Below are 12,591 nucleotides of genomic sequence, written 5' to 3'. Positions count from 1 at the left end.
CTATTGCGCATTACGGATGGCAATAGGATCATATCCATAATACTTTTCAAACTCCACTGTAAGCGCCAGCCGGTTGCGGTAACCGGTGCGGTAGGCTATGCTATTCAGGCTGGACTTGGTTTGCAGCAACAGATCATAGGCAGTTATCATTCTTTGCTGCAGAATAAAATCATCTGCCGGCGTGGCAAACACCTGCTCAAAAGCGGTACGCAACAATGTCTCCGGAATATTGAACCGCACGGCCAGCTCTTTGCTGGTGAACCTTTCCGGTATATGCGTTTTAATATACTCCAGCACGCGGTGCATGAGCGCTATCTGCGAATCCGGCAGCTGCGCGTGCTCCCGTAAGGATTGCCCATACTGTATGGCAAAGTTCTGGTAAAGATCCACACAGCAGCGGTACAGGTAACATTCCGCCTGCATGCCCACATACCGGCAGGATAAGAGCTTGCTCAGTAATAAGGAACCTACGTAATTGATCTGGTAGGGCTGCTTGTTCACCGGCCCGTTTAAGTGTTCCGTGGATTCTAAGGTAAGCGGTTGCAGGGCCGGGAACTTGGCTACCAGCGCAGGCAGCATAGCCGGTTTTACATTAATGTGAAAGCTGGTGATCCGCTGGCCAACATCCAGTGCAGCAGTATGAAAATCCGCATGCAGGCTAAAGAGGTTCACCTCCTTTTCACTCAGCCGGAAAGGCCCCATGTGGTCGATCATGGCATGGATGGTATCATCATGCATGTAGTGCAATGCCAGGATATGCTGGCTGGTATAAGGCCGCAGGATAAAATACTGGCGGGCAAAAATATCATGACCGAATATGGAGAACTCGCCTACCTTAATGTGTTGAGTTAACATATCACAATCTTCATCGCGATAAAAATAAGCACCGGCATAAGGCATGATCAGCGGCAGGTATTCATCGGGAATATTCTCTGCAGCGGTGTAATTGTGGGTGTCTTCCCGCTCAATGAGCAGCCATTTTTCAGCGGGTTTGTTGAATGCTTGTTTTTCCATGGAAAAAGGTGTTTAAACAATTATTTGGATGTTGTAACACGGAACCGTTTCTGCCTGCAGGTTTAAGCTAAAGCCAGGAAATAGGAATGATAGCCTTTGCACCGGCTGTTTTGAGGAGTTGGCGCTAAGGTTATCAGAAGCTATTCAGCTGTTTCACATGGGAACAAACAATCAATCAGACGCTATTATTCTGTTAATATACGTAGCATACCGAAAAGGAGATTTTAAAGAACCTATTCCTGACAAAAAAATTATACAACCTGCCGTATCCGGGGTTGGACGCGGACAGGAGGGAGGGAAAAGCATGGCGATGGAAAAATGGTGTTGTTACAAGGGAAAAGCGTTCCACCTGGAAAGGTAGAACATGCTATATGTTCAAATAACCATAAAGACACCATATAGGTAGTGAACCTAGTTGAGTGTGATAGAAAGTTTGTTAAACGTATCTTATATCAAAACTTTTACCGGAGCAGTACCCATCCCTTCAGCGTGATGGGCGCCTGCCACCGGTGGGAACAACGGAACCAGGCGTGAGTCGCCTATATATATAACGAAAGCTAATGGTTCTCTCTGCATAGCCGGCATTGATATGGGAAAATGGTACATATGATGCCGTGCTTCGGTTATAAAATTCCTTAGAAATGAAGAATTATTGCTTATCCGGGTAGTACTTTTTTCGCATCATTTCCGGACAATCTCACTGGATAGGTTTACCGCATATTGCGAAGGGCCTGCGGGGGAATGCCATGATGCTTTTTAAACGCACGGTTAAAATTGCTGATCTCTGTATAGCCCAGATCATAAGCAATATCCGACAGGTTTTGCTCTGTTGTGGTGATCAGGTAATAGGCCCGCGCCATGCATTGCTTATGCACAAAAGCCGGCAGGCTTATTTTAAACAGGCGCTGGAAATGGCGGCTTAATGTTTTTTCATGCATATGGTTCATGCGTGCCAGCCTGGCCAGTGTATGATGAATATGCGGGTTGGCTTTTACCATTTCCCATATCTTTACCAGCAGCTCCTTATTGGGGATCTCTGGCAGGCCATCCAGCTGATCCTGTTCCTTCAGCACTTTCCCATACTGGGTAAGTATTTTAAGAATGCCGGTTTTAAACTCCATGAGCAGGAGACCGCCTGTTTCCTGGCTATGGCGCATGGCGTGTAAGGCTTCATGCACGTTGTAATCAATGAGCGCCGGTAACATCAGCTTGCCTTCATTACTAACCGTCATTACACGGTTCATGAGCTCTGCTATCTCCTCATTGCTTTCCGCCATTTCTTCCAGCCAGGTATATTCCAGCTCCATGTGTAACGATTCTGCAGGGCCGGCTTCAAACCAGGCTTCATTAATGCTGGTAGGCAGGTATATCAGGTTATAACGCTGCGGCTCCAGCTCTACACGGCCAAAGCCCTGCACCTCCGCATACACATTGCCTTCCAGCATATGCCGTAATGCAATGGTAGGCTCGTCTACCGCAAAGAACAGGTTCACCGGCTGGGTTATCATAAACCGGTAAATATAAATGCGGTAATGCTTGTGCAAAAAGGTTTGGGTGAGAATAGTGCCAAACTTATATTGCCGGTATTGCCGGGTGCTCCAGGGCACCAGGTAGGGGTGAAGATGATCTGGGATAACTATCTCTTGACCCGGATCTTTAATTTGATCAGGCGCAATCAAAACGTTCATTACGTGATGTGGTTGTTATAGATTAGGTTGACTAGAATAACTCACTAAGCAGGTTTATACTAACGTTAATGGGTCCGCTCAATACGTGGAATTAAGCTTCCGATACGTTCGTTCAATGGACGCATTGTTGAAGCAATATTAACTAAAAACTATTGAATTAGGCCGCAGTACCATTAAATAGCTATAATGGACAAAGTAGTGTATGCGTTACCGTAGTAAAACAGTTACGCCCTTCTTGAAAACTTTTTCGCCGGTATCTTTGTTGGTGTAGCTAAGCATCCAGGCATAGGTGCCTATAGGCTGCGGCCTTCCGGATACAGTACCATCCCACTTATGACGCCAGTCGTTAGTTTCAAAAATAAGCTGGCCAAGGCGGTTGAAAATGGAGAATTTGAGGTTAATTGCTTTATAGCCGTTCAGCGGGTACAGGTAATCATTGGTGCCATCGCCATTCGGGGTAAAACCTGTGGGTACATCTATATAGCAGCTGGCCACAGCTTTAATGAGGTGATAAGCCGTATCAAAACAGTTCATGCTGCTTTGCGCAATAAGCATCACGTTATAATCGCGGTCTTCTTTTAACTGCGGATAGCTTTGCGGTAAAGGATTAGTTGCTGTGGTAACTATGCCGTTCCCAAACAGCCAACGGTAGCCAATAATATTTTTGCCGGTGCTTTTATTGGTAAAGGTAGTAGCATCCTGCGGGCATAGTATGTCGGCTGATGCGGTGAAATCGGCATGCAGCTCATTGTCCAGTAAAATGCTCTGCGTGCTGCTGTCGCTGCAAACCCCGTTAGATACCGTTAGCTGAATGGTATGCGGACCAAAAACATCATAGGATTTAATGGGGTTTTGCGCAGTGCTGAACGTATTGCCATCAGAGTTCCAGGTCCATTTATTTACACCGTTGGCGCCATTGTGTGCTAATACCAGGGTATCATATTCACAATGCAGGCGCATGGTGTACGTGAAATCCGCATTCACGGTATCGCTGGTATTAAAGGGAAGCGAGGTGCCTGCAGGTGTAGGCTTCCAGCATTCGCTTAATAAGGTATTACCGTCAGTGCCGGTTCTTAAGGTTACCTGGTAAGCGCCGCCCCGGTAAATGGGGCTGGAGAGCTGCAGAAGAATAGTGTCTGTAAGCCCGTTCTGGCAAACACCTGTAGCGCCCTGTATGCTAACGGCATTGCTGCCGCTGATCGTAAAATCACTGCCATTGGCTGCAATTGAGCTGCAGCGCACAGGATCGGATAATACCACCTTTACCTGCTGCGGCATGCAGCTTACCGGTTCAATATGATCCAGGTAAGAAGGCATTTGCACATCTACTGTAAAAGGGGTAACTGGCGTGCCCGGACCTGTAGGAATAGCATTGGAACAGTAGTCCAGCAGGGAATTACCATCTGTACCATTCTTTAAGCTTATGCTGTAATTACCGGCTGGTAAAGGTCCGCTGAGGGTTAATACAATAGAGTCCATATCAAACCCGTTCACATCACAATTTACACCGGTAGCCCCGGTAATGGTTACACCTGCGCCGGTTAGCACAAAGTCGCTGCCATTGGCGGCAAGGCTGTTGCACCGTACCTTTTTATTCAGCTTTACCCCAATACCCGGTACGCCGCAATGGTAACCTGCATGATCTATTTTCGGGACCAGGGGATCAGTAATGCTGGCGGTGCCGCCATTAAAAGCAAGATCATAGCCGCTTTGTGAATCAGAAAAATGGCTGATGAGCAGCAGGTAATCATGCCCTCTTTGTATAACAGGCATGGAGCTCCATAAGGGCTGGCCAAAACCGCCACACACCTCATGTGCAGCGCCTGCGCTGGATGCGCCGGTAATACCATACTCACCAGACCAGCCGGAGGCTACGAACAGCTGTTTGTTGGTGAACACTTCCCGTAAATTGCGGTTGGTAACATCAAACAGCTGCCAGTCATAATCTTCCTGCAGGGTATGCGGGGTAATGGTAAAACCCAGGGTGCCGGTGGTGAAGCAGGTAAATTTATACCAGAAAGGATTTTTATCAGTGTATGCATCCGGACAATTAATACCGGGAACAGTTCTGCCGCCGCAGATAGGTACGGATGCCTGTGTGAAGGTTTTGGTACCGCACACCGGGAAAGCTGTTTCCGGAGTTTGCCCATTGGTTGTGCACAATACTGTTTGTGCATATAAGGGCTCCGTAACGAACAATACCAGCAGCAGTGGCAGCAGAAAATATTTCATTTGTATGAAGGTGAGATAAGCATAATAGGTTTTAAAAATAAAACAAAATTCCGGGAGAATCCGTGTTATTTGCTAACGTTTGAGGGCGCACGTTAGTTACAAAAAAGGTGTGCAGATGTGCAAATATGCAGATGTGCAAATATTGAATGTATAAATGGATTGAAGCGAATGTCTTTCATCTGCACATCTGCATATTTGCACATCTGCACATTTAATCGGTAATGGGTGTCAGCTCACCGCGCAGGGGTTGTTCTATCAGGAGTTTAGCATCTTCCAGTGGCAGCTCCTGGCCCAGTACGAACATCAGCTTTGTGATGGCTGCCTCAAACGTCATATCATGGCCGCTTATAACACCTATCTCTTTGAGGTACTGGCTGGTCTCATATTTACCCAGCTCCACGGAGCCGCCATCACACTGTGTAATATCTATTACAATGGCGCCTTTATCAATTACTTTTTTTAAGCTTTCAATAAACCAGGGCTGCGTGTTGGCGTTACCGTTACCAAAGGTTTCCAGTATCACACCTTTAAGCCCGGGCACACTAAGCGTAGCTTCCACACACTTGCGGGTAATGCCGGGAAATACTTTCAGCACCGTTACATTATCATCCAGGTGCTTATGCACTTTCAGCGGCTGGTGCGGATGGGGTAATACGGATTCCCTTTTATATTTAATATCAATGCCTGCTTCGGCCAGGGGCGGGTAGTTCATGGAGTAAAAAGCCTCAAACTTTTCCGCGTTATATTTTTTGGAGCGGTTGCCGCGGAACAGGGAAAAGTCGAAGTAGATACATACTTCAGGTACCATCACATGCCCGTTTTGCCGGGTAGCGGCAATTTCCATGGCAGTGATAATATTTTCCTTGGCATCTGTACGGATCTTACCAATAGGCAGCTGGGAGCCGGTAAGTATTACGGGTTTGGAAAGGTTTTCCAGCATAAAGCTGAGGGCCGATGCGGTAAAGGCCATGGTATCGGAACCATGCAGGATCACAAAACCATCATAGCGGTCATACCGGTCCTCTATAATGCTGGCAAGCTCCACCCATATTTCCGGGTGCATGTCGGATGAGTCAATGGGCGGGTTAAAGGTGTACACGTAAAAATCGATCCCCATCCGGTACAGTTCCGGTAAATTATTACGGATCTCATTAAAACCTATCGGGCGCAATGCTTTCGTTTTTTCATCGAAGATCATGCCTACCGTGCCGCCCGTGTAAATAATCAGGATTTTACTCATCTCGAAACACCTAAAATTGCCGCAAAGGTATCCACTTATATATTAAATGGATTTGAATAATTTATGGGCATTGCTGCTTGTTATAGCAGCCACTTCCTCAATTTTTAGATGTTTTACATCCGCCACCATTTGCCCTATGAGGGGAATGTAGGCGCTTTCGTTCCGTTTGCCCCGGTAGGGCGCCGGCGCCAGGTAAGGAGCATCTGTTTCCATTACAATATGCTGCAGGTCAATTTGTTCTACTATTTTATCCAGGCCCGATTTCCTGAAGGTCACCACCCCGCCTATGCCCAGGTAAAAACCCAGGTCTATTACTTCCCGGGCCTCTTCCAGCGTGCCGGAAAAGCAATGGAATACCCCGGTTAAGCCGCCATCCTGCAGGGCTTTTACATCATCAATACACTGGCGGGTGCTTTCCCGGCTGTGTATCACTACGGGCAGCCGGTAGGCTTTGGCCATTTCCAGCTGCTCGCGAAAGGCCTGGTGCTGCTGGGCGGTAAGGGTTTTATCCCAGTAAAAGTCCAGCCCTATTTCGCCTACCGCTATGAAAGGCCGTTTTTCAAGCCAGTCCCGCACCCATGCCATTTCGGCCTTTACATTTTCCGTTACATAGCAGGGGTGCAGTCCCATCATGGCAAAGCATTGCCCCGGGTACCGGGCTTCCAGGTCCAGCATACCGGGAATGGAAGCTTCGTCTATATTGGGTAACAGCATTTTATGCACGCCGGCTTCCAGGGAGCGGGCTATCATGGCTTCCCGGTCCTGGGCAAATTCCTTACTGTACAAATGGGCGTGCGTATCTATCCACTGCATAACGTATAATTAACAAATGATATATTAATATTAAGTAGGAAATAATTAAATTTGTTATATTTTTAATATCTGATTAAACCTACGGCACAAAGTTAAAGTCCTAAAAAAAACTATCCTATCATGAAAAATTTTTGTTTTAACCGCATCTTTGCCGCTGTGTTGATACTGGTTGCTACTGCTACTATCTTCTTTGCATGTAGCAAGAGCAATGAAGCAACACCTGATACCAACGCAAATGACGCCAAAGCCCTGGCTGCAGCCTCTTACGAAGCCCAGGCAAGCACCCTGTACGACGATCTTTTTGATGTGGCTTTATCTGCCGGTGAGGAGCAGGGACTTGGTACTAATGGCCGTAAGGCGCTTCAGGACCGTTCACTGTCTAAGCTGGGCGGGTGCTACGAGGCTAACCTGGACGATGTTACCATAGATAAATGGCCTAAAACGCTGACCCTGGACTTTAAAAACGGTTGTACGGGTACAGACGGCCGCACGCGTGCCGGTAAAGTGATCATCACTATCAGCAATTACATTATGAAGCCGGGTACTATCATCAACATTACCCTGCAGAACTATTCAGTAGGCCTGGTACACCTGGAAGGTACAAAGGTGATCACCAACCAAAGCAGCGGCACCACCTTTAAATACAGCACTAAAGTAACCGGCGGCGTTATTAAGCTGGATACCCTGACCTTTGGTTATAGCTGCGAGAAAGTTATTACCCAGGTAGAAGGCGGCAACACACCGTTTGTAACTGAAGATGATGTTTACAGCGGTACCGGTACTGCCAGCTTAACTTACCCCGGCGGCACTGTTGTTACCTATACTACCAAAGAGCCGCTGATCAAAGCTTTGAAATGCGCCTGGATAGGAAAAGGTAAAGCAGATGTTACTTTTGACCAGGTAACTGCTACCATTGATTATGGCGCCGGCATCTGCGATGATTCCGCTACCGTGAACATTGGCGATAAGGTGAAAGGCGTACTGCTGCCGAGATAATTAATTCAATTACGAATTATTCAATTACGAATTACGAATTGGAATGCAGCGGAGATTAGTGTAGTAATAGATAATTAAAATAAAAAGCGGAAGGTTTGAAGTTAAAGGCAATTATGCCGGCTTCAAACCTTCCGCTTTTGTATGTTATATACCACGAATTACGGTTGATATAGAGCCATTTCCAATCATTCGTAATTATTCGCATTCATAATCATTTTCAATGGTGCTCATGAATGCTTCGCATTTCGTAATTGAATAATTCGTAATTACCTCCCGAGGGGTATCGCCTCCATGCTCCATTGCTGTTTTTTACAGAACTCCAGCACACGGGGAAGGGCATACGAAAGCCGGTCCCAGGCTTTGGTACTGTCATGAAATACAATAATAGAGCCCGGCTTTGTTTTAAACACTACATTCTGCACACAGGCCTCCCCGTTAATAGCAGTATCAAAATCCCCGCTTAACACATCCCACATGATCACCTGCGCCTGCGGGATCTTATTTTTCAATGCTTTGATCTGGAAAGGGGTAATGCGCCCGTACGGTGGGCGGAACAAAGGTGAATCAATGTACTGCCGGGCTTCCAGGATGTTCTGGATATACGTATCTGTACCGGTTTTCCAGCCATTGAGGTGCTGGTGGGTATGGTTGCCCACGGTGTGCCCTTCTTCCAGCAGCTGCTGGTAAATTTGCGGATACTCCTTTACGTTCTTGCCTATGCAAAAAAAGGTGCCTTTGGCATTGTACTTCTTCAGCTGTTCCAGCACAAAAGGCGTGGCCTGCGGGTGCGGGCCATCGTCAAAAGTAAGGTACACCGCTTGTTTGGCCGGTGAAAGGTGCCAGGTGCAGCTCCTATACAGGGCTTTCAGGATGCCGGGCGTTTTGGTGAGATAGAACATACAGTTGTAGTTTGCAGCCATTGGCAAGTTAAGGATTAGTTGGCAGTTGCCAGTGGGCAGTTGGCAGTCTGTGGCAAGTTGGCCTACTAATAGTAGTGGGCGGTGGCCATCAGGGAGGATAACCATTGACTGTTGCAGACTTTGCCGTTTCCCAACTGCCTACTGCCCACTGGCAACTGCCAACTATTTATCTGCCAACTAAAATATTACCTTTGCCCCTATGGAACACCAAAAAGTAAGAGTACGTTTTGCCCCCAGCCCTACCGGTGGCCTGCACCTGGGTGGGGTGCGCACGGTTTTATTCAATTATTTGTTTGCCAGGAAGCATAAAGGCGACTTTGTGCTGCGTATAGAAGATACGGACCAGACCCGCTATGTGGAAGGAGCAGAAGAATATATTCTTGAATGCCTGCGCTGGTGCGGGTTAAATGCCGATGAAGGACCGCATGTAGGCGGCCCTTACGCGCCCTACCGGCAAAGCGAGCGTAAAGCGCAGTACCGCCAGTATGCTGAGCAGCTGGTGAAAGACGGCTATGCCTATTATGCATTTGACACACCGGAAGAGCTGGATGAAATGCGTACCCGCCTGAAAACGGAAGACAATCCATCCCCGCAATATAATCACATTGTACGCGCGCACATGCGCAATTCCCTGCGCCTGCTGCCGGAAGAAACCGCTGCTTTATTAGCGGCCGGTACCCCGCATGTGATCCGTATTAAAATGCCCGCCAATGAAGAAATATCTTTTACAGATATGATCCGCGGCGATGTGCATTTTAATACCGGCACCGTAGATGATAAGGTGCTGCTGAAAGCAGACGGTATGCCCACCTATCACCTGGCTGTGGTGGTGGATGATTATTTAATGAAGATCAGCCATGCATTCCGCGGGGAAGAATGGCTGCCCTCCGCCCCGGTGCATATTATGCTGTGGCGTTACCTGGGCTGGCAAGACCAGATGCCGCAATGGGCGCATCTGCCACTGATCTTACGACCGGATGGAAATGGTAAGCTCAGCAAACGGGATGGCGATCGTTTAGGCTTCCCCGTATATGCTATGAACTGGAAGGATCCCCGCACCGGTGACTTTACCAAAGGCTTCCGCGAAATGGGTTACCTGCCGGAAGCATTTGTAAATATGCTGGCTATGCTGGGCTGGAATGATGGGACGGAACAGGAACTGTTCACTATAGAAGAGCTGATAGAAAAGTTCTCTATGGACCGTGTACACCATGCCGGCGCCAAGTTCAATATTGAAAAAGCCAACTGGTTCAACCATCAATATATTGTAAAGGCCGATAATCAACGCCTGGCGCAGCTGTTTATGCCGGTGCTAAAGGAGAAAGGCGTGCAGGCTTCTGAAGAATATGTAGCTACCATTGCAGGGCTGGTAAAAGAGCGCTGCAACCTGGTAAGTGAAATATGGGACCATGGTTTCTTCTTTTTCCAGCAGCCGGAAAACTATGACCTTAGCCCCGTAAAACCCAAGTGGAATGCGGATAAGCGCCAGTTCTTCCTGGACTGGGCTTCTGTGCTGGAAACGCTGTCTGATTTCTCTTTACACTCTGTAGAGGAAAGCTTTAAACAGCTGGCCACGTCCATGAATATTAAAGTAGGAGAGCTGCAGCTGCCTTTCCGCATTATGCTGTGCGGTGGTAAGTTTGGCCCGCCGGTATTTAATATTGCAGAAACACTGGGCAAGCATGAGACTATCGCGAGAATTATGAAGGCCTTGACGTTGCTGGATGCATAACTTACGTGTGCCACACCTCAAAGGTGTGGCACACGTAAAAAAACGCTCCGAGGGTATTACCTCCGGAGCGTTTTACATTTATAAAACTATTCCTAACCTTTTTTAGCTTCCTTGGCCCAGGTATCCTTTAAGGTTACCGTGCGGTTCAGCACCAGCTTTTCAGGCGTGGTATCCGGATCTACGCAGAAGTAACCTTTGCGCAGGAACTGGAAACGGTCGCCGGGTTTGGCGCTGGCCAGCGCAGGCTCTATCAGCGCATTCTCCACAACCTGTAAAGAATCCGGGTTGATGTAAGATTTAAAATCACCTTCCTCGTTGTTCGGATCATCCACCTTAAACAGGCGGTCGTACAGGCGCACTTCGGCCTTGGCGGCATGCGCTGCGCTTACCCAGTGAATGGTGCCTTTTACGGTAAGGCCGCTGCTATCGCCACCACTGCGGCTTTCGGGCAGGTAAGAGCAGTAGACGGTGGTAATGTTACCATCTGCATCCTTATCAAAGCTATCGCATTTGATAATGTAGGCATACTTCAGGCGTACCATATTGCCGGGGCCCAGGCGGAAGAATTTCTTGGGAGGGTTCTCCATAAAATCTTCCCGCTCTATGTACAGCGTATTGCTGAAGGGAAGGCTGCGGGTGCCGGCGCTTTCATCTTCCGGGTTGTTCTCTGCCTGCAGCTCTTCTACCTGTCCTTCGGGGTAGTTGGTGATCACCAGCTTCAGGGGATCGGTTACTACCATTACACGGTTGGCAGTACGGTTCAGCTCTTCGCGGATGAAGTATTCCAGCAGGCTTACCTCGATCAGGTTATCCCGTTTCTGGATGCCTATACGGTCGCAGAAAGTGCGGATGCTGGCTGGTGTAAAGCCACGGCGGCGCAGGGCGCTGATGGTAGGCATGCGGGGATCGTCCCAGCCGCGTACAAAGCCATCTTCTACCAGCTGCTTCAGTTTTCGTTTACTCATCACCGTGTAGTTCAGGTTCAGGCGGGCAAACTCATACTGATGGGAAGGGAAGATGTTCAGCTTTTCAATGAACCAGTCGTACAGCGGGCGATGCGGTATAAACTCCAGCGTACATATGGAGTGAGTGATATGTTCTATGCTGTCGCTTTGTCCGTGCGCAAAATCGTACATGGGATAAATGCACCATTTATCGCCGGTACGGTGGTGATGTGCATGTTTAATGCGGTACATTATAGGGTCGCGCATGTGCATGTTGGGCGATGCCATATCTATTTTGGCCCGCAGCACTTTGGCGCCATCCTTAAACTCACCGTTCTTCATTTTTTCAAACAGCTGCAGGTTCTCTTCCACGCTGCGGCTACGGTAAGGGCTATCTTTTCCCGGTTCGGTGGGCGTGCCTTTCAGGGCTGCTATTTCCTCCGCGGTAGAATCGTCCACATAAGCCAGCCCTTTTTTAATGAGGGCCACTGCAAAATCGTATAGCTGGTCAAAATAATCGGATGCATACAGTTCGTTGGCCCATTCAAAGCCCAGCCATTTAATGTCGGCTTTGATGGAATCCACATACTCCGTATCTTCTGTTACCGGGTTGGTATCGTCAAAACGCAGGTTGGTTTGCCCGTTGTATTTCTGGGCCAGCCCAAAGTTGAGACAAATAGATTTGGCGTGCCCAATGTGCAGGTAGCCATTGGGTTCCGGCGGGAAACGGGTCATCACCCGGCCGCCATTAGCGCCTTTTGCTAGATCTTCTTCTATGATCTGTTCTAAAAAGTTGAGAGATCTTTCTTCACTCATATAAAACCGGTTGTAATTTTACGGATGGCAAAGGTAAGTAAAATGGTCCACAGTCCATGGTCCTGTGTGGAGTCCATGGTCCATGGTCGATGGTCCATAGCATACTCCACGGGTAAAGGAAGTTCGTGGTCAGGCTGATGGGTGGCGGATCCTCTAACCTGCTTTTTGTGCGCTTACGGGGCCCTTCTACCATACA

At 48.1% G+C, this 12,591-nt stretch carries 9 protein-coding genes; 2 read left to right on the top strand and 7 right to left on the bottom strand.

All coding sequences use genetic code 11. The annotated features are described in order from the left end of the window. From VIM87_RS23175 to VIM87_RS23155, 5 genes are all read right to left on the bottom strand, one after another. A complete protein-coding gene (locus VIM87_RS23175) occupies positions 1-1,014 on the bottom strand; it encodes an AraC family transcriptional regulator (RefSeq protein WP_331999306.1) in 1,014 nt (337 codons plus the stop codon). A gap of 710 nt (positions 1,015-1,724) precedes the next feature. Next, positions 1,725-2,702, bottom strand: coding sequence for an AraC family transcriptional regulator (locus VIM87_RS23170; protein WP_331999305.1), 978 nt, complete (start codon positions 2,700-2,702; stop codon positions 1,725-1,727). Between the two features lie 207 nt (positions 2,703-2,909). Next, entirely contained in the window at positions 2,910-4,934 is a 2,025-nt protein-coding gene (locus VIM87_RS23165) for a gliding motility-associated C-terminal domain-containing protein (RefSeq protein ID WP_331999304.1), read from the bottom strand. A gap of 211 nt (positions 4,935-5,145) precedes the next feature. Beyond that, positions 5,146-6,174: a type I asparaginase gene (locus tag VIM87_RS23160; RefSeq protein ID WP_331999303.1), complete on the bottom strand. Its 1,029-nt coding sequence runs from the start codon at positions 6,172-6,174 to the stop codon at positions 5,146-5,148. Positions 6,175-6,216: 42 nt separating this feature from the next. Then, a complete protein-coding gene (locus VIM87_RS23155) occupies positions 6,217-6,987 on the bottom strand; it encodes a TatD family hydrolase (protein ID WP_331999301.1) in 771 nt (256 codons plus the stop codon). A 120-nt stretch (positions 6,988-7,107) separates the two neighbouring features. Between VIM87_RS23155 and VIM87_RS23150 the strand changes: the two genes are divergently transcribed. Continuing rightward, entirely contained in the window at positions 7,108-7,983 is an 876-nt protein-coding gene (locus VIM87_RS23150; protein WP_331999300.1) for a hypothetical protein, read from the top strand. 266 nt (positions 7,984-8,249) lie between these two features. On the opposite strand, the gene VIM87_RS23145 is transcribed toward VIM87_RS23150, so the two are convergent. Further along, on the bottom strand, positions 8,250-8,882 hold the full coding sequence (locus VIM87_RS23145) for a polysaccharide deacetylase family protein (RefSeq protein WP_331999299.1): 633 nt from the start codon (positions 8,880-8,882) through the stop codon (positions 8,250-8,252). Between the two features lie 220 nt (positions 8,883-9,102). On the opposite strand from VIM87_RS23145, the gene gltX reads away from it, so the two are divergent. Beyond that, positions 9,103-10,635 (top strand): glutamate--tRNA ligase, encoded by a 1,533-nt coding sequence (gene gltX / locus VIM87_RS23140; protein WP_331999298.1) that lies wholly within the window; start codon positions 9,103-9,105, stop codon positions 10,633-10,635. Between the two features lie 92 nt (positions 10,636-10,727). Here gltX and VIM87_RS23135 read toward each other — a convergent pair whose 3' ends face one another. Next, entirely contained in the window at positions 10,728-12,395 is a 1,668-nt protein-coding gene (locus VIM87_RS23135; RefSeq protein ID WP_331999297.1) for a glutamine--tRNA ligase/YqeY domain fusion protein, read from the bottom strand. Positions 12,396-12,591: the final 196 nt, after the last annotated feature.

Origin of the sequence: Chitinophaga sp. (assembly GCF_036569125.1) — a bacterium.
GTDB lineage: Bacteria > Bacteroidota > Bacteroidia > Chitinophagales > Chitinophagaceae > Chitinophaga.
This window is presented reverse-complemented; position numbering and strand designations above follow the sequence as displayed.